Origin of the sequence: Pseudescherichia sp. (genome assembly GCF_031987975.1) — a bacterium.
GTDB lineage: Bacteria > Pseudomonadota > Gammaproteobacteria > Enterobacterales > Enterobacteriaceae > Pseudescherichia.
This window is the reverse complement of the sequence record NZ_DALZYX010000012.1, coordinates 69177-91548: the sequence shown is the minus strand read 5'-3', so window position 1 is coordinate 91548 and position 22372 is coordinate 69177. Positions and strand designations below refer to the sequence as shown.

At 56.6% G+C, this 22372-nt stretch carries 21 protein-coding genes; 11 read left to right on the top strand and 10 right to left on the bottom strand.

Features of this window, described 5'->3' with window-relative positions:
- Positions 1-38: 38 nt before the first annotated feature.
- Positions 39-671 carry a ribosome biogenesis GTP-binding protein YihA/YsxC gene (gene yihA / locus RTN40_RS18855; RefSeq protein ID WP_312229802.1) on the bottom strand — a complete coding sequence of 211 codons (633 nt, stop codon included), beginning with the start codon at positions 669-671 and terminating at the stop codon, positions 39-41.
- 586 nt (positions 672-1257) lie between these two features.
- On the opposite strand from yihA, the gene yihI reads away from it, so the two are divergent.
- Positions 1258-1770: a Der GTPase-activating protein YihI gene (gene yihI / locus RTN40_RS18850; protein WP_312229809.1), complete on the top strand. Its 513-nt coding sequence runs from the start codon at positions 1258-1260 to the stop codon at positions 1768-1770.
- A 200-nt stretch (positions 1771-1970) separates the two neighbouring features.
- On the top strand, positions 1971-3344 hold the full coding sequence (gene hemN / locus RTN40_RS18845; protein WP_312229801.1) for an oxygen-independent coproporphyrinogen III oxidase: 1374 nt from the start codon (positions 1971-1973) through the stop codon (positions 3342-3344).
- A gap of 45 nt (positions 3345-3389) precedes the next feature.
- Here hemN and glnG read toward each other — a convergent pair whose 3' ends face one another.
- The 3 genes from glnG to glnA all read right to left on the bottom strand — a co-directional run bounded on the left by glnG (position 3390) and on the right by glnA (position 7467).
- Entirely contained in the window at positions 3390-4799 is a 1410-nt protein-coding gene (gene glnG, locus RTN40_RS18840) for a nitrogen regulation protein NR(I) (protein ID WP_312229800.1), read from the bottom strand.
- An 11-nt stretch (positions 4800-4810) separates the two neighbouring features.
- Positions 4811-5860, bottom strand: coding sequence for a nitrogen regulation protein NR(II) (glnL, locus tag RTN40_RS18835; protein WP_312229799.1), 1050 nt, complete (start codon positions 5858-5860; stop codon positions 4811-4813).
- Positions 5861-6057: 197 nt separating this feature from the next.
- Positions 6058-7467, bottom strand: a complete 1410-nt coding sequence (gene glnA, locus RTN40_RS18830) for a glutamate--ammonia ligase (protein WP_312214505.1) — start codon at positions 7465-7467, stop codon at positions 6058-6060.
- 372 nt (positions 7468-7839) lie between these two features.
- On the opposite strand from glnA, the gene typA reads away from it, so the two are divergent.
- From typA to fabY, 5 genes are all read left to right on the top strand, one after another.
- Complete coding sequence (gene typA, locus RTN40_RS18825; protein ID WP_312214028.1) at positions 7840-9663, top strand: ribosome-dependent GTPase TypA; 1824 nt, start codon at positions 7840-7842, stop codon at positions 9661-9663.
- 155 nt (positions 9664-9818) lie between these two features.
- The gene (gene yihX / locus RTN40_RS18820) at positions 9819-10418 is read left to right on the top strand and encodes a glucose-1-phosphatase (RefSeq protein WP_312229798.1); all 600 of its coding nucleotides are present in this window, start codon (positions 9819-9821) and stop codon (positions 10416-10418) included.
- A complete protein-coding gene (locus RTN40_RS18815) occupies positions 10412-11284 on the top strand; it encodes a virulence factor BrkB family protein (protein WP_312229797.1) in 873 nt (290 codons plus the stop codon). The genes yihX and RTN40_RS18815 overlap by 7 nt, the downstream gene beginning before the upstream one ends.
- Entirely contained in the window at positions 11281-11718 is a 438-nt protein-coding gene (gene dtd, locus RTN40_RS18810) for a D-aminoacyl-tRNA deacylase (protein WP_312229796.1), read from the top strand. Before RTN40_RS18815 ends, dtd begins: the two co-directional genes overlap by 4 nt.
- Positions 11719-11762: 44 nt before the next feature.
- Positions 11763-12704 carry a fatty acid biosynthesis protein FabY gene (gene fabY, locus RTN40_RS18805; protein ID WP_312229795.1) on the top strand — a complete coding sequence of 314 codons (942 nt, stop codon included), beginning with the start codon at positions 11763-11765 and terminating at the stop codon, positions 12702-12704.
- 63 nt (positions 12705-12767) lie between these two features.
- On the opposite strand, the gene fdhE is transcribed toward fabY, so the two are convergent.
- The 4 genes from fdhE to fdnG are packed head-to-tail and all read right to left on the bottom strand — an operon-like array spanning position 12768 to position 18294.
- Positions 12768-13697, bottom strand: a complete 930-nt coding sequence (gene fdhE / locus RTN40_RS18800) for a formate dehydrogenase accessory protein FdhE (protein ID WP_312229794.1) — start codon at positions 13695-13697, stop codon at positions 12768-12770.
- Entirely contained in the window at positions 13694-14329 is a 636-nt protein-coding gene (gene fdoI / locus RTN40_RS18795; protein WP_312214017.1) for a formate dehydrogenase cytochrome b556 subunit, read from the bottom strand. Before fdoI ends, fdhE begins: the two co-directional genes overlap by 4 nt.
- Positions 14326-15231 (bottom strand): formate dehydrogenase subunit beta, encoded by a 906-nt coding sequence (fdxH, locus tag RTN40_RS18790; RefSeq protein ID WP_312229793.1) that lies wholly within the window; start codon positions 15229-15231, stop codon positions 14326-14328. The genes fdoI and fdxH overlap by 4 nt, the downstream gene beginning before the upstream one ends.
- Positions 15232-15243: 12 nt before the next feature.
- Positions 15244-18294, bottom strand: coding sequence for a formate dehydrogenase-N subunit alpha (gene fdnG, locus RTN40_RS18785; protein ID WP_312229792.1), 3051 nt, complete (start codon positions 18292-18294; stop codon positions 15244-15246).
- A gap of 191 nt (positions 18295-18485) precedes the next feature.
- Here fdnG and fdhD point away from each other — a divergent pair, with 191 nt between their 5' ends.
- On the top strand, positions 18486-19310 hold the full coding sequence (gene fdhD, locus RTN40_RS18780) for a formate dehydrogenase accessory sulfurtransferase FdhD (protein WP_312229791.1): 825 nt from the start codon (positions 18486-18488) through the stop codon (positions 19308-19310).
- A gap of 128 nt (positions 19311-19438) precedes the next feature.
- Positions 19439-19651: a DUF1471 domain-containing protein gene (locus RTN40_RS18775; protein WP_312214009.1), complete on the top strand. Its 213-nt coding sequence runs from the start codon at positions 19439-19441 to the stop codon at positions 19649-19651.
- A gap of 39 nt (positions 19652-19690) precedes the next feature.
- Here the strand turns inward: RTN40_RS18775 and RTN40_RS18770 are convergent, their stop codons facing one another.
- Complete coding sequence (locus RTN40_RS18770) at positions 19691-20014, bottom strand: AzlD domain-containing protein (protein WP_268106337.1); 324 nt, start codon at positions 20012-20014, stop codon at positions 19691-19693.
- Positions 20014-20673, bottom strand: a complete 660-nt coding sequence (locus RTN40_RS18765) for an AzlC family ABC transporter permease (RefSeq protein WP_312214006.1) — start codon at positions 20671-20673, stop codon at positions 20014-20016. The genes RTN40_RS18770 and RTN40_RS18765 overlap by 1 nt, the downstream gene beginning before the upstream one ends.
- A gap of 115 nt (positions 20674-20788) precedes the next feature.
- Between RTN40_RS18765 and RTN40_RS18760 the strand changes: the two genes are divergently transcribed.
- Positions 20789-21337 carry an XRE family transcriptional regulator gene (locus RTN40_RS18760; RefSeq protein WP_312214004.1) on the top strand — a complete coding sequence of 183 codons (549 nt, stop codon included), beginning with the start codon at positions 20789-20791 and terminating at the stop codon, positions 21335-21337.
- A gap of 19 nt (positions 21338-21356) precedes the next feature.
- A complete protein-coding gene (locus RTN40_RS18755) occupies positions 21357-22352 on the top strand; it encodes a LacI family DNA-binding transcriptional regulator (protein ID WP_312229790.1) in 996 nt (331 codons plus the stop codon).
- Positions 22353-22372 lie beyond the last annotated feature (20 nt).

Genomic DNA, 22372 nt, shown 5'->3' with positions numbered 1-22372 from the left:
CGCCCCAGTCAGTAATGACTGGGGCGTTTTTTATTGGGTTACGCTTCGGCGTCTGCTTCTGTTACCGGCGTCAAATCGTTAAACCAGCTGTCCAGCTTCGCTCGCAGTTTGTCCACGCCCAGCTTCTTCAGGGACGAGAACGCTTCAACCTGTACGTCACCGTTAAAAGCCAGTACTGCTTCACGCACCATATTCAGCTGTGCCTTTCGTGCGCCGCTTGCCAGCTTATCGGCTTTAGTCAGCAACACCAGCACCTGAATATTGCTCTCAACGGCCCACTGGATCATCTGCTGATCGAGATCCTTCAGCGGGTGGCGAATATCCATCAGGATCACCACGCCCTGCAGGCACTGGCGCTTCTCCAGATACTCACCCAGCGCGCGCTGCCATTTGATCTTCATCTCTTCCGGGACTTCGGCGTAGCCGTAGCCAGGGAGGTCAACAAGACGCTTGCCGTCTGCCACTTCAAACAGGTTGATGAGCTGGGTACGGCCCGGTGTCTTGGAGGTACGCGCCAGGCTTTTCTGATGCGTCAGGGTGTTCAGGGCGCTCGATTTACCCGCGTTGGAACGGCCAGCAAAGGCCACTTCTATTCCGGTATCGGCGGGTAAGTGGCGAATATCAGGCGCACTGGTAACAAAGTGCGTCTGTTGATAATTCAAATTAGTCAAAGCGGTCGTCTCCATAAGTAAAGCTTTGGGGGATTATACCTGAACGCAGGAAAAAGGCGGCTTTTCTCGCCATGCCCCTTTCCTGGCACCACTGGCTATAGACTCTGTAAGATATTAACTACTTTAGGTCTGCGATATTTCAGAGTAATTGCAGGTTTAGAAAAGTGCTAAAATGTTTAAAATCAAAGGGTTGATTGATTAGAATTTTCTGAATTTAGCCTTTTATGCCTTTTTGCGTCTTGTCACTTTTTTTGAACAAGGTAAAGTATTGCGCAAAGGCGAGGAGCGCCGGGGAACGTGACTTAAGGAAAAGGGGTCAGGAGCGCCAGGAGGCGAAGACGCTGGATAGCCAGGATGGCAAACGTCAGGAGACGTGAGACACAGGGAAATGGACCGCAACAGGGAACGTTCATGCTAAGGGATAAACAGGGTCGGTTGTAAGCAAACATGGAATAGTTAACCCGCTGAGGGTGGGTGGTCAAGAAAAAAGGCGACAGTTTACTCTGTCGCCTTTTTTCTTTGCTTGCTTTCTGCTAGATTCCGCCGCAATTCTATACTGAATAAAACGGCTTAAAGACCAACTATGATGAATAAATCTGCATCGGCTCCGCGTGGCAAAGGCCCCGCAAAATCGCGTCGTAAAACACGCGAAGAAATTAACCAGGAAGCACGCGATCGCAAGCGTGAGAAAAAGCATCGTGGTAATGCGGCTGGCAGCCGTACGGCCGCCAGCGATGGCGCATCCGGCTCCCGTGGTCAGAAGCAGCAGAAAGATCCCCGTATCGGCAGTAAAACCCCCGTACCGTTGGGCGTAACCGCTACTCCGGTCACCCGTCAGCATAAACCCAAGAGCGAGAAACCTATGCTTTCACCGCAGGCTGAACTGGATTTGCTGGAAACTGATGAGCGCCTGGATGCGCTACTGGAGCGTCTGGAAGAGGGCGATACCCTGAGCGCCGAAGATCAGGCGTGGGTAGACGCAAAACTGGACCGCATTGATGCGCTGATGCAGCAGCTTGGCCTCTCCTATGATGATGAAGACGAGGAAGAGGAAGAGGAAAAAGAGGATATGATGCGCCTGCTCAAAGGCGGCAACTGATCCCTGGACGACAGGCTTTACAGCATGGGCTTGCCCGTCCTGCTTATAACCCTTCCGGTTATGTGTTATCTGGCGTGGTTATTCGTTAAACTACGACGGTTGTCGCAGCGACAAAAGTGGCTGCGCAATCGGCTTGCACTCCGTCAGGGAGTCAGGCCAGGCCGCCGTCGTCGCCAGCGACGCTATCCGAAGGAGTGAGCATGTCTTCGCAGTTAATCGACTGGGATCTGGCCCTGATCCAGAAATATAACTATTCCGGGCCGCGTTATACCTCTTACCCGACTGCCCTTGAGTTCGCCGAGACCTTTGGCGAAGCGGATTTTCAGCAGGCCGTTGCTCGCTACCCTGAGCGTGCGCTGTCGCTCTACGTGCATATCCCATTTTGTCACCGGCTGTGCTACTTCTGCGGCTGCAATAAGATCGTCACCCGCCAGCAGCATAAGGCAGACCAGTATCTCGATGCGCTTGAGCAGGAGATTATCCATCGTGCGCCGCTATTTGCTGGCCGTCAGGTCAGCCAGCTGCACTGGGGCGGCGGGACGCCAACCTATCTCAACAAAGCACAAATTAGCCGCCTGATGGGGCTGCTGCGCCACCATTTCAATTTTAATGCCGATGCTGAGATCTCTATCGAGGTTGATCCGCGTGAAATAGAGCTGAACGTACTCGACCACCTGCGCGCCGAGGGCTTTAACCGCCTGAGCATGGGCGTACAGGACTTCAACAAAGAGGTGCAGCGGCTGGTTAACCGCGAGCAGGATGAAGAGTTTATCTTTGCGTTATTACGTCATGCGCGGAAGATCGGCTTTACCTCCACCAATATCGATCTGATCTACGGCCTGCCGAAGCAGACTCCAGAGAGCTTTGCCTTCACCCTGAAACGCGTTGGGGAGCTGAACCCGGATCGGCTGAGCGTATTTAACTACGCGCACCTGCCGACGCTCTTTGCCGCGCAGCGCAAGATTAAGGATGCCGATCTGCCCTCAGCGCAGCAGAAGCTGGATATTCTGCAGCAGACGATCACCTCGCTTACCGAAGAGGGCTATCAGTTTATCGGCATGGATCACTTTGCACGCCCGGATGACGAGCTGGCCGTGGCCCAGCGCGAAGGGGTGCTGCACCGCAACTTTCAGGGCTATACCACGCAGGGCGATAGCGATCTGCTGGGGATGGGCGTCTCGGCTATCAGCATGATCGGCGACTGCTATGCGCAGAACCAGAAAGAGCTGAAGCACTACTATCAGCAGGTGGACGATACCGGTAATGCCTTGTGGCGAGGCATTGCCCTGACAAAGGATGACTGTATTCGCCGGGACGTCATCAAATCACTGATCTGTAACTTCCGGCTGGCGTTTAGCGAAGTGGAAAAAGAGTGGAACCTTAATTTCGCCGACTACTTTGCGGAGGATTTAAACCTGCTCGCGCCGCTGGCAAAAGACGGGCTGGTGGCGGTGGATGCGCATGGCATTCAGGTGACGGCGAAAGGCCGACTGCTGATCCGCAATATCTGCATGTGCTTTGATGCCTATCTACGCCAGAAGGCGCGACTGCAGCAGTTCTCACGGGTCATTTAACGGCTTCCCCGGTGGCGTGACGCCTGCCGGGGCAACCGCGTTTCGCTACTCCATTCCTAACTCTTTCAGCTTGCGCGTCAGGGTATTGCGACCCCACCCGAGCAATCTTGCCGCTTCCTGCTTATGCCCCTGGGTATGCCGCAAGGCAGTAGTGAGCAGGGTGCGCTCCATCTCCGGCTGCGCCTCAGAGAGCAGATTTTGATGACCGGAACGCAGAGCGCGGTCTGCCCACTGCGCCAGCAGCGTGGCCCAGCTGTCCGGCAGCGTCTGGGTCGGGCTGTCGGGCATCGTGGTTTCAAACAGCTCGCTGGGGAGATCCTGGATGAGCACCTCCTGACCGGCAGCCATGACCGTCAGCCAGCGACAGGTGTTCTCCAGCTGGCGAACGTTGCCCGGCCATGCGATGCGGGTTAACGCCGCCTCGGTCTCCGGATGCAGCTGCTTGGCTTCAACGCCCAACTCGCGGGCGGCAACCTGCAAAAAGTGGCGCGCCAGACGGGGAATATCTTCCCGGCGCTCGCGCAGGGGCGGCAGGTGTACGCGGATGACGTTCAGGCGGTGAAACAGATCCTCACGGAATTTCCCCTCCTGCACCCGCAGCTCAAGGTTCTGATGGGTAGCGGCAATAATGCGCACGTCCACCTTCACCGGGGCATAGCCGCCAACGCGGTAAAACTGTCCGTCCGCCAGCACGCGCAGCAGGCGCGTCTGTACGTCCAGCGGCATATCGCCAATCTCGTCCAGGAACAGCGTGCCGCCGTCGGCCTGTTCAAAACGCCCCTGGCGGACGGTATTCGCGCCGGTAAACGCACCTTTCTCATGGCCAAACAGCTCGGACTCAATGAGATCTTTCGGGATGGCGGCCATGTTGAGCGCGATAAAGGGCGCTTTGACGCGCGGACTATGGCGATGCAGGGCATGGGCCACCAGCTCTTTACCGGTCCCGGATTCGCCGTTGATCAGCACGCTAATCGAGGAGCGGGAGAGACGGCCAATGATGCGAAACACATCCTGCATGGCGGGCGCTTCGCCGATGATATCCGCGGTCGGGCCGAAAACCTGCACGTTGCGCGGCTGCTGCTGCTCCTGATAGTGGCTGATGGCTCGCTCAACCAGCGCCACAGCTTCGTCGATGTCGAACGGTTTTGGCAGGTAGTCAAAGGCCCCCTGTTGGTAGGCGCTGACGGCTGCGTCGAGATCGGAGTGGGCGGTCATTATGATGACCGGGAGCATAGGGTGACGCTGTTTGATCTGCTTCAGCAGCGCCAGCCCGTCCATGCCCGGCATGCGGATATCCGACAGCAGCACATCCGGGGTTTTGGTGGTCAGCGCGTCGAGCACCTCATTACCACTTTCAAACGTTGTACAACTCAAGCCAGCCCCGGTGAGGGCGCGTTCAAGCACCCAGCGGATGGAGCTATCGTCATCAACAATCCACGCTATCCCTCGTTGCATCATCGTCACCTTCATTTTTTAATTGGCAGGTAAACCGAAAACTCGGTATGACCCGGCCAACTGGTAAATTCAATTTTGCCGGAGTGTTGATCGATCAGGCTGCGGGCGATCGACAGCCCAAGTCCGGTTCCGCCTTCGCGTCCGCTCACCATCGGATAAAAGAGCGTATCCTGCAGGTGCGACGGGATGCCCGGACCGTTATCCTCAATATCAATACGCGCCGCCAGTCGATAGCGCGTGCCGTGCAGCGTCAGCTGGAAGGCTGTGCGGGTGCGCAGCGTAATGGTGCCACCCTCTGACCCCAGCGCCTGCAGGGCGTTACGCACGATATTCAGCAGCACCTGCTCAACCTGGTCAGGATCGTGCGGTAGCTCTGGCAGGCTGGGATCATAGTCACGCACCAGGGTGACATTCTCCGGTAGCTCCATCGAGACCAGCTTCACTACGCGTTCGGCGACTTTGTGAATGCTCTCGGTCACGTGCATGCCCGGATGCTGCGGTCCCAGCAGGCGATCAACCAGGTTACGCAGCCGGTCCGCCTGCTCGATAATGACTTTGGTGTACTCGGTTAGCGCCGGATCGGGCAGCGCTTTGCTCAGCAGCTGCGCTGCGCCGCGCAGACCGCCTAGCGGGTTTTTAATCTCATGGGCGAGGCCCCGCACCAGATCGCGTGCGGCGACCTGCTGGGCCTGCTGCAGCTGCTCCTGGCTCAGGCGTCGCTGGTTATCCATCGGTGCCATCTCCAGCAGGATCAGCCCCTCCGGCAACCTCTGTGCCGTCACGGAGAGAATGTGCGAGCGGGCATCGATCACCAGCGTCACTTCGTTATCGGTAAACCCTTGTCCGGCCTCCAGGCTCTCCTGCATCAGGGCGATATTGAGGGAGAAGTAGCTCAGCAACTCCGGCAGGGGGGTACCAAACAGCTTGCGTGAACTTTGTGCCAGCAGCTGTTGAGCGGCGGGGTTCGCATAGTGAATCGCCAGCTCGTCATCAACCAGCAGGATGCTGTTGATTAGAGAGTTGAGGATCTGCCCAGCATCGGGCAGCGTGCCAGTTGCCATTAAGCAGTCTCCTGAAATGAGTTGCACTGTTTTAGTGCATTATAGCTTTTTATGGTTAAAAAGCGCGTAATATCAGGTTGTTGGCGGAGAAAAAAGCCCATCAGGGATGGGCTAAAGTTTCCACGGCAACTTCAAATCGTCAGCATCTTTTTTGCTCCAGCAAGGCCAGAGCAAAAATTGACTGAGTCTTACAACAATTAAACGCTGTAGTACAGTTCGAACTCAACCGGGTGCGGCGTCATGCGAACGCGGTCGTTCTCTTCAACACGCAGAGCGATGTAGGCATCGATCGCGTCGTTAGTGAATACGCCGCCTGCGGTCAGGAACTCACGGTCTGCATCAAGGGCCTGCAGGGCCTCTTCCAGGGAGCCAGCAACCTGCGGAACTTCTTTCGCCTCTTCCGGCGGCAGGTCGTACAGGTTTTTGTCCATGGCTTCGCCCGGGTGGATCTTGTTCTTGATACCGTCAAGACCAGCCATCAGCAGGGCAGCGAAGCACAGGTACGGGTTAGCAGCCGGGTCCGGGAAGCGCACTTCGATACGACGCGCTTTCGGCGAGGTCACTACCGGAATACGGATAGAGGCAGAGCGGTTACGGGCAGAGTAGGCCAGCATAACCGGTGCTTCGTAACCCGGGACCAGACGCTTGTAGGAGTTGGTGGTCGGGTTCGCCAGGGCGTTGATTGCTTTGGCGTGTTTGATTACGCCGCCAATGTAGTACAGGGCTTCTTCAGACAGGCCAGCATATTTGTCGCCAGAGAACAGGTTGGTGCCGTTCTTAGAGAGAGACATGTGGCAGTGCATACCGGAACCGTTATCGCCGAACATCGGTTTTGGCATAAAGGTCGCGGTTTTGCCGAAGCGATGCGCGACGTTGTGCACGACATATTTGTAGATCTGAATTTCGTCCGCTTTTTTGGTCATAGTGTTGAAGCGGGTAGCCACTTCGTTCTGACCTGCGGTTGCCACTTCGTGGTGGTGAGCTTCAACAACCAGGCCCATCTCTTCCATTACCAGACACATGGTGGAGCGGATGTCCTGAGAGGAGTCAACCGGCGGAACCGGGAAGTAACCGCCTTTCACTGCAGGGCGGTGACCTTTGTTACCACCTTCGTATTTGGTGGAGGTGTTCCATGCGCCTTCGATATCGTCGATAGCCACGTGGGAACCAGAGATGTTGGCACCAAAGCGAACGTCGTCGAACAGGAAGAACTCTGGCTCTGGCCCGAACAGAACGGTATCTGCGATGCCGGTGGAGCGCAGGTACTCTTCAGCGCGTTTAGCGATGGAGCGCGGGTCACGATCGTAGCCCTGCAGTGTGCCTGGCTCAAGGATATCGCAACGGATAATCAGGGTAGACTCTTCGAAGAACGGGTCAATAACAGCGGTAGAGGCGTCCGGCATCAGCACCATGTCGGATTCGTTGATGCCTTTCCAGCCACCAATCGAAGAACCATCAAACATTTTGCCTTCTTCAAAGAAGTCAGCGTTAACCTGATGGGCTGGGATAGTGACATGCTGCTCTTTACCTTTGGTATCAGTGAAGCGCAGATCGATAAACTTCACTTCATGTTCGTTCAGCATCGTCAAAACGTGTTCAGCGGACATACTTAACTCTCCCGGAATTTTTGGTCGTCGTGGTAACGAGGTTCTACACTTTATAAGTGGCACAATCGCCTTGCATAAGATAAAGCGAAATCTGTGCCAACTTTTAAAACACCCCCAAAAGGCGCTATCATGCACGTCATAGTGCAAAAGGGCTGCACCATAATGGATATCTTGCATCAATATAGTGCATCTGCGCGATCCAGGTGCACCATATTGGTGCAATTTACATTAAGGCGGCTCTCTACCGCTCCGTGAAACCGATCACAAAGCCTTACTTTCTGTATTGTTTGTAAAGGTTCTTTGTGATCCTGTTCTGTACTGCGATTAATACGTGTACAATAACGCGCTATTTCTAATGCCTGAGGCAAAGTTGTGATCGAAAATTTGCGTAACATCGCCATCATTGCGCACGTTGACCATGGTAAAACGACCCTGGTTGACAAGCTGCTGCAGCAATCCGGTACCTTCAGCGAGCGCGCTGAGACTACTGAACGCGTGATGGACTCCAACGATTTGGAGAAAGAGCGTGGGATTACCATCCTCGCGAAAAACACCGCTATCAAATGGAATGACTACCGTATCAACATCGTTGATACCCCGGGTCACGCCGACTTCGGTGGTGAAGTTGAACGTGTCATGTCCATGGTAGACTCCGTACTGCTGGTGGTCGATGCTATGGACGGCCCGATGCCGCAGACCCGCTTTGTAACTAAAAAAGCGTTTGCGCATGGCCTGAAGCCAATTGTCGTTATCAACAAGGTTGACCGTCCGGGCGCGCGTCCTGACTGGGTTGTCGATCAGGTCTTCGATCTGTTCGTAAACCTCGACGCTACCGACGAGCAGCTGGACTTCCCGATCATCTACGCATCGGCCCTGCAGGGTATCGCGGGTAACGACCACACTGACATGGCGGAAGATATGACCCCGCTGTATCAGGCGATCGTTGACCACGTCCCGGCGCCGAACGTTGACCTTGACGGTCCGTTCCAGATGCAGATCTCCCAGCTGGACTACAACAACTACGTTGGCGTTATCGGCATCGGCCGCATCAAGCGCGGTAAGGTGAAGCCGAACCAGCAGATCACCCTGATCGACAGCGAAGGCAAAACGCGCAACGGTAAAGTGGGTAAAGTACTGACCCATCTCGGTCTGGAGCGTATTGAATCCACCGAAGCTGAAGCGGGCGATATCATCGCGATCACCGGTCTGGGCGAGCTGAACATCTCCGACACCCTTTGCGATCCGCAAAACGTCGAAGCGCTGCCGGCCCTCTCCGTTGATGAGCCGACCGTGACCATGTTCTTCAACGTCAACACCTCGCCGTTCTGCGGTAAAGAAGGTAAGTTTGTGACCTCGCGTCAGATCCTTGACCGTCTGAACAAAGAGCTGGTGCACAACGTGGCGCTGCGCGTGGAAGAGACTGACGATTCTGATGCATTCCGTGTATCCGGTCGTGGTGAGCTGCACCTGTCGGTTCTGATCGAAAACATGCGTCGTGAAGGCTTTGAGCTGGCGGTTTCCCGTCCGAAAGTTATCAACCGTATGATCGATGGCCGTATGCAGGAGCCGTTCGAAAACGTGACCCTGGATATCGAAGAGCAGCATCAAGGCTCGGTTATGCAGGCGATGGGCGAGCGTAAGGGCGATGTTAAAGACATGATCCCTGACGGCAAAGGCCGTATTCGTCTGGACTACCTGATCCCGGCGCGTGGCCTGATCGGCTTCCGTACCGAGTTCATGACCATGACCTCCGGTACTGGTCTGCTGTACTCCACCTTCAGCCACTACGACGACGTGCGTCCGGGCGAAATCGGCCAGCGTAACAACGGCGTGCTGATCTCCAACGGCCAGGGCAAAGCAGTCGCGTTTGCGCTGTTCAGCCTGCAGGATCGCGGTAAGCTCTTCCTGGGTCACGGTGCTGAAGTGTATGAAGGCCAGATCATCGGTATTCACAGCCGTTCTAACGACCTGACCGTGAACTGCCTGACCGGTAAGAAACTGACCAACATGCGTGCGTCGGGTACCGACGAAGCAACGGTTCTGGTTCCGCCGATCAAGATGTCCCTGGAGCAGGCGCTGGAGTTCATCGATGACGACGAACTGGTAGAAGTCACCCCGACCTCTGTCCGTATCCGTAAACGTCACCTGACCGAGAACGACCGTAAACGTGCGATGCGTGGTCCTCGCGACGCGTAATCTGTTTTTCGCATGACGATCAAAGCCGCTGAAATTCAGCGGCTTTTTTTATGCCTCTCTCCAAACCCCTCCTGCCTGAATCTGTGGCAGAGCAGCTATTCACCGTCTGGATTTCCCGCTACAGTTAACTCTCCACGGCCAACAAGGAGAGAAACATGCTCTATATCTTTGATTTAGGTAACGTGATTGTTGATATCGATTTCGATCGCGTGCTGGGTGCATGGAGCGATCTCAGCCGGGTTCCGCTGGCAACGCTGAAGCAAAGTTTTACCATGGGTGAGGCGTTTCATCGTCACGAGCGGGGCGAACTGTCGGATGAGGATTTTGCCGAGGCGCTGTGCGAGGAGATGTCGCTGCCGCTGAGCTATGAGCAGTTCTCCCACGGCTGGCAGGCGGTATTTGTCGGCCTGCGTCCGGAGGTGATCGACATCATGCATAGGCTACGTGCGCAGGGGCATCGCGTGGTGGTGCTCTCCAACACTAACCGCCTGCACACCACCTTCTGGCCGGAGCAGTATCCTGAGGTTCGCGCCGCAGCGGATAAGATCTACCTCTCCCAAGAGATGGGGATGCGCAAGCCCGAGGCGCGCATCTACCAGGCGCTGTTGCGGGAAGAGGGTTTCTCCGCCGAGGATGCGGTCTTTTTTGACGATAACGCCGATAATATAGAGGGAGCTAACCAGTTGGGTATTACTTCAATTCTGGTGACCGGAAAAGAGACGATACCGAACTACTTTGCAAAACAGCTATGCTAAAAACCGTTCATCATAAAGCCAGCCACCATACTCGCCCGCTGCGGGCGTGGCTCAAGCTGCTCTGGCAGCGAATCGACGAAGACAATATGACGACGCTGGCGGGGAATCTCGCCTACGTCTCGCTGCTCTCATTGGTGCCGCTGGTGGCGGTGATCTTTGCGCTATTCGCTGCGTTTCCAATGTTTAACGACGTCAGTCTGCAGCTTCGGCACTTTGTTTTTGCCAATTTCCTGCCATCGACTGGCGATATTATCCAGCGCTATATTGAGCAGTTCGTGGCCAACTCCAGCAAAATGACGGCGGTGGGGGCGTGCGGCCTGATTGTCACCGCGCTGCTGTTAATGTATGCCATTGATAGTGCATTGAATACCATCTGGCGCAGCAAGCGGGCGCGGCCAAAGGTCTACTCGTTTGCCGTCTACTGGATGATCCTCACGCTCGGGCCGCTGCTGGCGGGGGCAAGCCTGGCGATTAGCTCCTATCTGCTCTCGCTGCGTTGGGCTACCGAGCTGGATAGCGTGATAGATCATGTGCTGCGCATATTCCCGCTGATCCTCTCCTGGCTCTCGTTCTGGCTGCTCTATAGCATCGTACCCACTACCCGGGTGCCTAACCGCGATGCCGTTGTCGGCGCGCTGGTGGCGGCGCTGCTCTTTGAGCTGGGAAAAAAGGCGTTCGCGCTCTATATCACCATGTTTCCCTCCTATCAGCTCATTTACGGCGTGCTGGCGGTGGTGCCGATCCTCTTTGTCTGGGTCTACTGGACCTGGTGTATCGTCTTGCTTGGCGCTGAAATAACTGTCACTCTCGGGGAGTACCGCAAACTCAAATTAGCCGCAGAGCAAGAGACAATAGACCAACCATGATTGCATTAATTCAGCGTGTTTCCCGTGCCAGCGTGACCGTGGAAGGTAACGTGACGGGTGAAATTGGCCCAGGACTTTTGGTGCTGTTAGGTGTCGAAAAAGAGGACGACGAGCAAAAAGCGAACCGTCTTTGCGAACGAGTATTAGGCTACCGTATCTTTAGCGATGCCGACGGCAAGATGAACCTGAACGTTCAGCAGGCCGGTGGCAGCGTACTGGTGGTGTCGCAGTTTACGCTGGCGGCGGATACCGAGCGCGGCATGCGTCCCGGTTTCTCCCGGGGCGCTGCGCCAGATCGTGCCGAGGCGCTGTATGACTATTTTGTTGCGCGCTGCCGCCAGCAGGAAATGGTTACGCAAACCGGGCAGTTCGCTGCCGATATGCAGGTTTCGCTGGTTAACGACGGTCCGGTTACCTTCTGGCTGCAAGTATGAGCCAGCAGCTAGCCTGGCCCCAGGTCACAAGAGAGAGTGCTGCTATGTATCATCTTCGCGTACCGCAAACCGAAGCAGAGTTAGAGCGCTACTACGCGTTTCGTTGGGAAATGCTACGCAAGCCCCTCCACCAGCCGCGCGGCTCCGAGCGCGACGCCTGGGATGCGATGGCGCATCATCAGATGGTGCTGGATGAAGAGGGCCAGCTGGTTGCCGTCGGGCGGCTCTATATCAACGCCGATAACGAAGGCTCGATTCGCTTTATGGCCGTGCACCCAGAGGTACAGGATAAAGGGCTGGGCACGCTGATGGCGATGACCCTGGAGTCAGTAGCACGGCAGGAGGGGGTTAAGCGGGTTACCTGTAGCGCCCGTGAGGACGCCGTGGAGTTTTTCGCCAAGCTCGGGTTTATCAACGAAGGCGAGATCACCGCCCCGCAAACCACGCCGCTGCGTCACTTTCTGATGATGAAACCCGTCGCCACGCTGGACGATATTCTGCATCGTGGCGACTGGTGCGGACAGCTACAGCAGGCCTGGTACCAGCATATTCCGCTGAGCGAGAAGATGGGCGTACGTATTCAGCAGTACACCGGGCAGAAGTTTATTACCACCATGCCGGAGACGGGAAACCAGAATCCGCACCATACGCTGTTTGCCGGGAGTCTCTTCTCTCTCGCCACGCTGACCGGCTGGGGGCTGATCTGGCTGATGCTGCGGGAGCGCCATCTCGGCGGCACCATTATTCTTGCCGACGCCCACATTCGTTACAGCCATCCTATCACCGGCCGACCCAGCGCCATTGCCGACCTGGGTTCCCTCAGCGGCGATCTCGATCGTCTGGCGCGCGGCCGCAAAGCCCGCGTGCAGCTGCAGGTCGAGCTGTTCGGCAACGACGTCGCCGGGGCTATCTTTGAAGGGATCTTTATCGTGCTGCCAGCGAAACCCTTCGGTTCATACGAAGAGGGCGGTAACGAGGAGGAGTAGCGGAAGGGGGCATTCATATGTAGGCCGGGCAAGCGTAGCGCCGCCCGGCAGTGTCACAGAGGATTACTCCCCTTCACCCGGGAACAGGAACGGGTTGATGGAGCTGCGGGCGAAGCCCTCCTGCTCCATACGGGCGTCCAGCACCAGCGATGCCAGGTCGTCGGCCACCGGCTCTACGTTCGGGTCTTTTTCCTGATATAAAATCTTCAGGTAAGTACCGCAGTCGCCGCAGCTCTCCGCTTTGACCGCAGCCTGCTCGTTGTCCAGCGACCAGTAGTGCAGATCGCGGGTTTGCTCGCAGTTGCTGCACTTCACGCGTACCACGTGCCACTCGGTTTCGCACAGGTTGCAGTGCAGATAGCGCAGCCCCTGCGAAGTACCAATCTGCACGATGCTGGAGACCGGCATGGATCCGCAGACTGGGCAGAACTGACGCTGCTCGCCATACTCGGCGCGGGCTTTACCCGGGATCAGGCTGGCCATCTGCGCCCAGTAGAGCGACAGCGCCGCCCAGATGAACGGCGACTTATCGCTGCTCACCGCCGCGAAGTTGCTGGCGAACAGGGCGCTCGCCATCTCTTCCAGCTCCTGAGTCGAGGCCTTCTCCAGATTCTCAATCACCGCCAGCGCCTGGCCGCTCATCTCTGGTTTCAGCTCGGCAATCAGAGAGTGCAGCAGCTTATGCCAGTGGGTGTCGCGTGGCAGGACGTGAATATCCAGCGGCGGCTTGCCCTGATCGGCAGCCTCTTTGATGCGTGCGGTCAAATCCATGGTTAATGGATGATCGTACAGCACCACCTCCTGGGCATGGGCCACCAGCGCGGCGAAGCGCAGATAGTCACCCAGCGGATTACTCTCGGCCAGCGTGCGCAGGCGTTCTGCCCGACGGTTGTAGAGATTTTTCAGCCTGGGAAACAGTAACGGCGGAATAGCTTCCGCCGCACGTTTCTCGCCTTTCTCCAACGCATCTTGCGGGATTATGCGAATACTCATTCAGCCTCTTTTTCCGATTTGCTCCGGACTTCACGATACCAGCGCGGGTGGTGTCGCTCCGCCCAGGTTTTCGTTACCCATCCTTCTACCATGGCGGTAATCGTGCCTTTTACCCAAAGGGCGGCGTAGATATGCACCATAATAACCACAATTAGCCCGACTGCGGCAAATGAATGCAGCATGATCGCCAGACGGATTGTTGGGATGGAGAAGTACGGCGCGAGCCACGGACGCCACATGATAATCCCGCTGACCAGCAGCAGCACCAGCAGAATAATCGCTGCCCAGAAGACACACTTCTGGCCAAAGTTATAGCGCCCGGTGTCGCCGACCTCTTCGTTAACGATGATTTTCTGGATGTTTTTCGCCCAGAAGATATCGTCCCGGTTGATCAGGTTGTGGTGCCAGTAGCGGAAAAACATGATGATAAACGAGGCAAACATCACCACCCCAACGAAGGGGTGGAGGATCCGCGCCAGCTGCGGCGTACCGAGAATATTCATCAACCAGTTAAAGGAGGGGAAGAAAAACCCCAGCCCGCTCACCGCCGCCAGCACGAAGCAAAAGGCGGTGACCCAGTGGTTGATGCGTTCCGGCGCGGTGTAGCGCACGATGGTGTCACGTTTTCTCATTTGCGCACCTCATCATCTTTTTTATCGTGAAGGTTGTCTTCATCATCGTCAGCGCGGTTTGGACCGACGCCCACGTAGTGGAAGACGCTGGCGGCAAAGGTCGCCGCAAAGCCGACGGCGGCGAGCGGTTTCCAGATACCTTTCCAGAACTTCACGGTGGCGCTGATCTCCGGGTTCTCCGGCAGGCCGTGGTAGAGATTCGGCTTGTCGGCATGGTGCAGCACGTACATGACGTGCGTACCACCAACGCCTTCCGGATCGTACAGGCCCGCGTTATCGTACCCACGGGTTTTCAGCTCTGCGACGCGATCCCCTGCCAGCGTTTTCATATCCTCTTTGGAACCAAAGTGAATAGCGCCAGTTGGACAGGTCTTCACGCAGGCTGGCTCCTGGCCGACGGTCACGCGATCCACGCACAGGGTGCATTTGTAGACGCGGTTATCTTCCGGGTTCAGGCGCGGGACGTCGAACGGACAGCCGGCGATGCAGTAGCCGCAGCCGATGCACTGCTCAGACTGGAAGTCGACGATGCCGTTAGCGTACTGAATGATTGCCCCTTCAGACGGGCAGGCTTTCAGACAGCCGGGATCGGCACAGTGCATGCAGCCATCCTTACGGATCAGCCACTCCAGTTTGTCGTTCTGCTCGACTTCCGAGAAGCGCATCACCGTCCAGGATTTGGCCGTCAGATCCGCCGGGTTATCATAGACCCCGACGTTATGACCGACCTCATCACGGAGGTCGTTCCACTCGGAACAGGCCACCTGACAGGCTTTACAGCCGATACAGGTGGTCACGTCGATAAGCTTCGCTACCTCGAGCTGGTGATCCCGCGCCTGAGGCGCGGGGGTAAAGCTGTTAGTCGCGGAACGACGGATAATGTCTTGCGATTGATAAGCCATAGGTCGTCTCCGTTACACCTTTTCCACGTTCACGAGGAACGCCTTGAACTCCGGCGTCTGCGTGTTCGCATCACCAACAACCGGCGTCAGCGTATTGGCAATAAAGCCCTTCTTCGCCACGCCTTCATAACCCCAGTGGATAGGTATCCCGATGGTGTCGACTTCCTGGCCGTGCACGTTCAGAGTACGGATACGCTTGGTCACCACCGCTTTGGCCTTGATATAGCCACGGTTAGAGGAGACCTTCACCGTATCGCCCTGGACGATGCCCAGCTTGCCTGCCAGCTTCTCGCCGATCTCCACAAACTGCTCCGGCTGCGCAATTGAGTTCAACAGCGCGTGCTTGGTCCAGTAGTGGAAGTGCTCAGTCAGGCGGTAAGTGGTCCCTACGTACGGGAACTTATCCGCTTTACCCATCGCGTCCATATCATCTTTGAACACGCGGGCTGCCGGGTTAGAGATCACCTTCGGATGCAGCGGGTTGGTGCCCAGCGGCGTTTCAAACGGCTCGTAGTGCTCCGGGAACGGCCCTTCCGCCATCTTATCGATGGCGAACAGACGTCCGACGCCCTCTTGCAGCATGATAAACGGACCAACGTTGCTGCCCGGAGGCGCAGTGCTGTAGTCCGGAATATCCGCGCCCACCCATTTACCATTGGCATAGGAGAGCAGCTGGCGTTTCGGATCCCACGGTTTACCCTGCGGGTCCGCCGAGGCACGGTTGTAGAGGATGCGGCGGTTCAACGGCCACGACCATGCCCAGCCGAGGGTATTCCCCAGCCCTGACGGATCGGCGTTGTCACGGCGCGCCATCTGGTTACCGTCCGGCGTCCAGCTGCCGGCAAAGATCCAGCAGCCGCTGGAAGTGGTACCGTCGTCGCGCAGATGGGCAAAGGAGGAGAGCTGATCGCCCTTCTTCGCCAGCACCTTGCCACTCGCCGGGTCGATGATATCTTCCAGCGCTTTGCCGTTGCTCTCCATCGCCACTTCCTGCGGAGAAGGGTTCTCCGGCGTGGTGTAGTTCCAGGACATGTTCAGAACCTGTTCCGGGTTCGCACCGCCCTCTGCCGCGTACATCTTACGCAGGCGCAGGAAGATGCCTGCCAGAATTTCACCGTCGTTCAGCGCTTCGCCCGGAGCGTCCTGACCCTTCCAGTGCCACTGTAGCCAGCGACCGGAGTTGACGATGGAGCCGTCCTCTTCCGCGAAGCAGGTGGATGGCAGACGGAACACCTCGGTCTGGATTTTCGATGAGTCGACGTCGTTCTGCTCGCCGTGGTTCTGCCAGAAGGTCGAGGTCTCGGTATTGAGCGGATCGATAGTGACCAGGAACTTCAGCTTCGACAGCGACGAGACAACCTTGTTTTTATTCGGGAACGATGCCACCGGGTTAAAGCCCTGGCAGATGTAGCCCGTCACCTCGTTTTTCGCCATCATGTCGAAATACTGCAGGACGTCGTAGCCTTTATCCCACTTCGGCAGCCAGTCAAAGCCCCAGTTATTCTCTGCCGTCGCCTTATCGCCGTAGAAGGCTTTCATCATCGACACGAAGAATTTCGGGTAGTTGCTCCAGTAGTTAACCTGGCCTTCCAGCAGCGGTTTCGTGGTGTTACCCGCGAAGTAAGTTTCCAGATCGCTCTGCTTATCGTTCGGCAGCGTCATGTAGCCCGGCAGACTTTGGGTCAGCAGGCCAAGGTCGGTCAGACCCTGAATGTTGGAGTGGCCGCGTAGGGCGTTAACGCCGCCGCCTGCCATGCCCATGTTGCCGAGCAGCAGCTGGATCATCGCCATGGTACGAATGTTCTGCGCACCGACCGAGTGCTGCGTCCAGCCGAGCGCGTAGAGGAACGACGCGGTCTTATCGTGGGCGCTGGTTTCGGCGATGTATTCGCAAACCTTCAGGAAGTCAGCTTTTGGCGTACCGCAGATGTTCTCTACAACCTCAGGCGTATAGCGAGCCAGATGCTTTTTCAGCAGGTTCCATACGCAGCGAGGATGCGTCAACGTCATGTCGCGTTTCGCATAGCCGTTTTCGTCCAGCTCATAGTTCCAGCTGGCTTTGTCATACTTGCGTTTATCCGGGTCATAGCCGGTAAACAGACCGTCATCAAAGCCGAAATCTTCCCGCACGATCAGGCTGGCGTTGGTATAGGCTTCGGTGTATTCACGGTTATATTTTTCGTTATTCAGCAGGTACAGCATGACGCCTGACAGGAAAGCGATGTCAGTACCGGAACGAATAGGCGCATAGAAATCCGCGACCGAGGCGGTTCGCGTAAAGCGCGGATCGACGACAATCAGCTTCGCGCCATTGTGGATCTTGGCTTCCATCGCCCAGCGGAAACCCACCGGATGCGCTTCTGCCGCGTTCCCACCCATCACCACGATGAGGTTGGCGTTCTTCATGTCGACCCAGTGGTTGGTCATCGCACCGCGACCAAATGTTGGAGCAAGACTTGCTACCGTTGGTCCGTGTCAGACACGCGCCTGGTTGTCGACGGCTAACATGCCGAGTGCGCGGGTAAATTTCTGGGATAAATAGCCGGTTTCATTGCTGGCCGCAGAGGCGCACAGCATACCGGTAGAGAGCCAGCGGTTTACGGTCACGCCCTGCTCATTCTGCGCGATATAGTTTGCGTCGCGGTCCTCTTTCATCAGTTTGGCGATGCGATCGAACGCTTCATCCCAACTGATACGCTGCCATTTATCAGAACCTGGTGCGCGGTATTCCGGATATTTCAGGCGGCTTTCGGAGTGGATGAAGTCCACCAGTCCGGCCCCTTTTGGACACAATGCACCGCGGTTCACCGGGTGATCCGGATCCCCTTCAATATGGAAGATGGATGATTTGGCATTTTTTGCACCGTCGCCAAGGCTATACATTAATAGCCCACAGCCAACGGAGCAGTACGTACAGGTGTTACGAGTTTCGCGGGTGCGCAGCAGCTTATACTGCCGTGTTTCCGCCAGCGCGACGCTGGGTGCAAAGCCCAGTGCGGCTGCCGTTGTACCTGCCATACCGCCAGCACAGATCTTAAAGAACTGTCTTCTGCTGACCTGCATGGGGTCGCTCCTTACTTTTTTTATTTATATCGACATTGTCTCGAATGGTGCTCTCGAGTCTTTACGCTTTGCGGGCATGGCCGTAAAGGTTCAGAATAGGATGGTCCTCCTCGCGCTGGAGGAATTGCCGCCAGAATACCACAATGTCGCCAGGCCTGTTCCCATTCAGTTAACAAAAAGTGAACAATAAAATGCTCTCTACTCCTAAAAAGTCGACCGATATCACAGGGTGTCGCGAGGTGATGCTCTGGAAACGTGATGATCTACAGCATCCTCAGCCGGACAGCCTGGCGGAAGAGGTACCTATCGCGCTGGTCTACAACGGGATTTCACACGTGGTGATGATGGCCTCGCCGAAGGATCTCACCGAGTTCGCCATGGGATTTTCTCTGTCGGAAGGCATTATTGATGCCCCAGCGGAGATCTATGGGATGGAGGTTGTGCCCTCCTGTAATGGCCTGGAGGTACAGATTGAGCTCTCCAGTCGTCGCTTTATGGGACTGAAGGAGCGTCGCCGGGCGCTGGCGGGCCGTACCGGCTGCGGCGTATGCGGCGTGGAGCAGCTTAACGATATTGGCAAGCCGGTCGCCCCGCTGCCTTTTACCCAGACGTTCGATCTGGCGAACCTGGATCGGGCGCTGCGCCAACTGAGCAGCGTCCAGCCGGTCGGCCAGCTCACCGGCTGCACTCATGCCGCCGCGTGGATCGCGCCCGAGGGTGAACTGATTGGCGGGCACGAGGATGTTGGCAGACACGTGGCGCTGGATAAGCTGCTGGGCCATCGCGCCCGGGAAGGCGCAGGCTGGCAGCAGGGGGCGGCGCTGGTCTCCAGCCGGGCAAGCTATGAGATGGTGCAGAAGTCCGCCATGTGCGGCGTGGAGATTCTGTTTGCGGTGTCGGCGGCAACCACGCTGGCAGTCGAGGTGGCCGAGCGCTGCAATCTGACGCTGGTGGGTTTTTGCAAGCCGGGCAGGGCAACAATCTATACCCATCCTCAGCGTTTAGCGGGTGCATAGCATTTATTCAAAAATTTTGAATGTAGTCAGCAAATCCCTTTACTTTTAGTTGGTGATTAACCGGTCTATTATTTATCACATCAAGGCGACACGCCTTATACAAACAACTTAATTAAAGGGTAACCATCATGAAAAACATCAAAACTTTTGTTGCAGTTATCGCTCTTGCCGCTTCCTTCGGTTCTTTCGCTGCCCAGTCCGTCTCTGTGACTGACACCACGCTCTCCGGTGCGGAAGCGAAAATCGCCGCTCAGGCCGAGCAGGCTGGCGCATCATCCTACAAAATTACCCAGGCTTACTCAGGTAACTATGTACACATGACTGCTGAGCTGACTAAATAACATCTTCATCGTTGAAAGAGCGCCTACGGGCGCTTTTTTTTATGCTATTCCCGCCAGCCGCAGCAGCGCAGTCACTACCGCCGCCGCCACGATCACCACAATTAACGGCATCTTCCGCCAGGCCAGAAATACGGCAAAGGCGACGCCGATCACCCGCGCCATACCGGCAAAATGATCCCCTTCATAAAAGGTAGTTGCCAGCGCCACGGAGAACAGCAGCACGGTGGCGGCATCAGAAAGCAGCGCCTGTGAACGCTCAGAGAGGGCCAGGCGGCTACCGAGTTTAGCGCCGCCGAGACGCATCAAATAGGTCCCTGCCGATAACAGAACGATGCCGAGAATAAATACCGTCATGTTTTCCACTATTTTTTCCTCGCGGCCAGGCCGAGCAGAGAAAGCAGAACCGGTAAACCCACTGGTGCAAAGGGTACGGCGGCAAGTGATAACGCTGCGCCGCTACAGGCTCGAATAAGCGTGGTACGGTTTTTAAACGCCGGCACCACTAACGCCAGCAAAATAGCCGGAAAGACCGCGTCCAGACCGATGGTTTCCGGATCGGGTAGCAGTTTACCCACCATAGCACCCAGCAGCGCGCCGAGAGGCCAGATAATCGCTACCCCCAGGCCGCACAGCCAGTAGGCCGCCTTACGCTGCTCAGGCGTTTTTTGCGACAGGCCAAACACCACGCTTTCGTCATTCATAATGTGGCAGCCGAGCAGGCTGGCACCGCGCTTGCCGACCAGGTCGCGCACCGTCACGCCAAACGGCACATGGCGGGCGTTAACCAGGAGTCCAGCGGCGGCGGCCGCCAGGGGATTACCACCGCTGGCAACGATGCCGATAAACATAAACTCAGACGCGCCCGCCAGCACGGTGATAGAGAGCACAAAAGGAACCCAGAGCGGGAAGCCGTAGGCCATTGCCAGCGAGCCGTAGGACATGCCGACGATACCTACGGCCAGGCAGACCAGAACGATCGCCTTTATCGTATCGCCTTTAAGACAAGAGAGATGATGTTTCATACTATTTTAGCCGTATTGGTTTAGCTATATCGAACGAGTATCCATTATAATGAACACATCAGGTGCGTTTTACAAGATGAACGATTCGTTCGATTTATAGAGCAAGGGCCGTTATATGACGCAGCCAATTAGCGTGATCGCTAAAAGTTTAGTGCGAGAACGTCTGCGAACCGGACTTTCACTGGCGGAAATTGCCCGCCGGGCCGGGATCGCCAAATCCACGCTTTCACAGCTGGAATCAGGCAACGGCAACCCCAGCCTGGAGACGCTCTGGTCGCTGTGCGTAGCACTGGACATTCCTTTCGCCCGTCTGCTGGAGCCGCAGCAGCCCGCTACGCAGGTGATCCGTCGGGGAGAGGGAACGAAAGTCATTGCCGGGCAGGCTAACTATGAGGCCATTTTACTGGCCGCCTGTCCACCGGGAGCGCGACGTGATATCTATCTACTGCTGACCCAGCCGGGCGCAGACCGCATCTCCCAGCCTCACCCTCCGGGATCGGTAGAGCACATCATTGTGACCCAGGGGCGGGCGATTGTGGGGCTGACCGACGCGCCGGAGGAGTTGGGAGAGGGGGATTACATCTGCTATCCCGCCGATCGGCCACATATCTTTCAGGCTCTCGAACCGGATACGCATGCGCTTCTGGTTGCGGAACAAAATTAACAGCAAGACACGGAAAAACATGTCGCTTAAAGCCATTGCCAAAGAACTGGGACTGTCCGTTACCACCGTTAGCCGTGCGCTCAACGGTTATGATGATGTCTCCAAAGAGACGCGTGCGCGGGTCGAAGCGGAAGCACAACGCCGTGGCTATCGCCCGAACACCTTTGCCCGCCGTCTGAAGATGGGCAAAATTGACGCCGTTGGGCTGGTTTTTCCGGTGCACCCTGTTCCGCTCAATAACAGCGTTTTTATGGAGATGGTTGGCGAAATTAGCCACGAACTTGCGCGATATGAGATTGATTTGCTGCTGATCGCCGACGACGATCTGGCTGATAAGCATAGCTATATGCGTATGGTGCAAAGCCGCCGCGTGGATGCGCTAATTGTTGCCCATACCCTCGATCACGATCCGCGCCTGGCACAGCTTCAGGCTATCGGTTTCCCGTTCCTCGCGCTGGGCCGCAGCCAGCTGCCGCAGCCCTATGCATGGTTTGACTTCGACAACTACGCCGGGATGTATCACGCCACGCGCTGGCTGATTGAAAAGGGCCATCGGCGTATCGCCCTGCTGGGAGAGAGTAACACGCAGGCTTTTATCACCCAGCGCCGCCAGGGTTACCTTGATGCCCTGAGCGAAGCAGGGCTGTCCAGCGAATGGCTGCGCACCATGCCGCCTTCACGGCGGGCGGGCTATACCACGACTCAGGATCTGCTTTCGCTGGACTCGCCTCCAACGGCAATTCTTACTGACTGTAACACCCACGGCGACGGTGTGGCGATGGCCCTGTCCCAGCTTGGCCTTTTAACCGGTGATAACGCCGTTTCGCTGGTGGTTTACGACGGTCTGCCGCAGGACAGCATTGTGGATATCGACGTGGCGGCGGTGATCCAGGCTACCCGTCAGGGCGTAGGCAAACAGATCGCTGACATGGTGCTGCGGTTAATCAACGGCGAAGATATCAATCAGCTTCAGGTGCTATGGCAGCCTGAGTTTTCTGCTGGCCAGACGGCGTAAATCTGCCGAAATTCTAAAGC

Coding starts and splice junctions, on each gene's coding strand:
- yihI (WP_312229809.1), top strand. CDS start 1,258: ATGAATAAATCTGCATCGGCTCCGCGTGGCAAAGGCCCCGCAAAATCG.
- hemN (WP_312229801.1), top strand. CDS start 1,971: ATGTCTTCGCAGTTAATCGACTGGGATCTGGCCCTGATCCAGAAATAT.
- glnG (WP_312229800.1), bottom strand. CDS start 4,799: ATGCAACGAGGGATAGCGTGGATTGTTGATGACGATAGCTCCATCCGC.
- glnL (WP_312229799.1), bottom strand. CDS start 5,860: ATGGCAACTGGCACGCTGCCCGATGCTGGGCAGATCCTCAACTCTCTA.
- glnA (WP_312214505.1), bottom strand. CDS start 7,467: ATGTCCGCTGAACACGTTTTGACGATGCTGAACGAACATGAAGTGAAG.
- yihX (WP_312229798.1), top strand. CDS start 9,819: ATGCTCTATATCTTTGATTTAGGTAACGTGATTGTTGATATCGATTTC.
- RTN40_RS18815 (WP_312229797.1), top strand. CDS start 10,412: ATGCTAAAAACCGTTCATCATAAAGCCAGCCACCATACTCGCCCGCTG.
- dtd (WP_312229796.1), top strand. CDS start 11,281: ATGATTGCATTAATTCAGCGTGTTTCCCGTGCCAGCGTGACCGTGGAA.
- fabY (WP_312229795.1), top strand. CDS start 11,763: ATGTATCATCTTCGCGTACCGCAAACCGAAGCAGAGTTAGAGCGCTAC.
- fdhE (WP_312229794.1), bottom strand. CDS start 13,697: ATGAGTATTCGCATAATCCCGCAAGATGCGTTGGAGAAAGGCGAGAAA.
- fdoI (WP_312214017.1), bottom strand. CDS start 14,329: ATGAGAAAACGTGACACCATCGTGCGCTACACCGCGCCGGAACGCATC.
- fdxH (WP_312229793.1), bottom strand. CDS start 15,231: ATGGCTTATCAATCGCAAGACATTATCCGTCGTTCCGCGACTAACAGC.
- fdhD (WP_312229791.1), top strand. CDS start 18,486: ATGCTCTCTACTCCTAAAAAGTCGACCGATATCACAGGGTGTCGCGAG.
- RTN40_RS18775 (WP_312214009.1), top strand. CDS start 19,439: ATGAAAAACATCAAAACTTTTGTTGCAGTTATCGCTCTTGCCGCTTCC.
- RTN40_RS18765 (WP_312214006.1), bottom strand. CDS start 20,673: ATGAAACATCATCTCTCTTGTCTTAAAGGCGATACGATAAAGGCGATC.
- RTN40_RS18760 (WP_312214004.1), top strand. CDS start 20,789: ATGACGCAGCCAATTAGCGTGATCGCTAAAAGTTTAGTGCGAGAACGT.
- RTN40_RS18755 (WP_312229790.1), top strand. CDS start 21,357: ATGTCGCTTAAAGCCATTGCCAAAGAACTGGGACTGTCCGTTACCACC.